We start from the raw sequence: 886 nt of genomic DNA on the forward strand, positions 1-886 counted from the left end.
GTTCAGGATTAATCGTCTGTTGCCACTTCGCGAGCTGTTCACATGCTTCAATGATGACCCAGTTGTTGATTGGTGTGATCAGTGAAGCTTCTTCAGCGAGTGGGATGAATTCATCTGGTGGAATACTCCCGAGTGCCGTGTGATTCCAGCGTAATAACGCTTCGAAGCCTTTAACGGCTTGTGTCTGAATTTCAATGATTGGTTGATAAGCAAGATATAGGGATTGATCTTCGAGTGCCGTGAAGAGGGAACGTTCGAGTTGGATTTTCCGTGTGAACTGTGTGTCCATCTCGTGTGTTAAGTACTGAATCGTTCCGGTACCAATTGATTTTCCTGCATATAGAGCAGTTTCAGAGCGGCGGTATAAATCTTCCAGTGTTTTTGCTTCCGACGGATAGACGGTGATCCCGAATGTACAAGAAACGATGAGTGAATGACCGTTAATGTAATAAGGACGCTGCAGTGCTTGTTGTAACTTTCGAGCATACTGAAAAAGTAGATTGCTCGACGGTGCAGGTAACAAGACACCAAACAGATCACTCGTCGGATGAAAAGCAAGTACATCTGTCGTATGTTGCAAAAGACGCGTTGCCATTGCTTGAAGAAGTTGATCGCCGACATGTGTTCCAAACGAATCGTTGATGACTTTGAAACGATCGATATCGAACAAAATGAGTGCAACGGGATCATGTGATCCAGCAGAGCGGAATAAGGATTCTCCTTCGCGTAAAAATCCACGTTTATTCAATAAATGCGTCATCTCATGATGATGCACTAAAAAATCAAGTTCTTCTTCAAGCGCAGTTGTTTCCGTGATGTCGTTGCCGATGAACAGGTGCTGAAAACGAACGCCGTTCGCATCATAAATTGGAATCAATGTCGCTTG

At 44.2% G+C, this 886-nt stretch carries 1 protein-coding gene; it reads right to left on the bottom strand.

Features of this window, described 5'->3' with window-relative positions; genetic code table 11:
- The coding region (locus F8N00_RS18175; protein WP_421018768.1) for a diguanylate cyclase domain-containing protein at positions 1-886 on the bottom strand (886 nt) is incomplete at both ends.

The organism is Exiguobacterium sp. A1_3_1 (assembly GCF_048985645.1).
GTDB lineage: Bacteria > Bacillota > Bacilli > Exiguobacteriales > Exiguobacteriaceae > Exiguobacterium_A > Exiguobacterium_A indicum.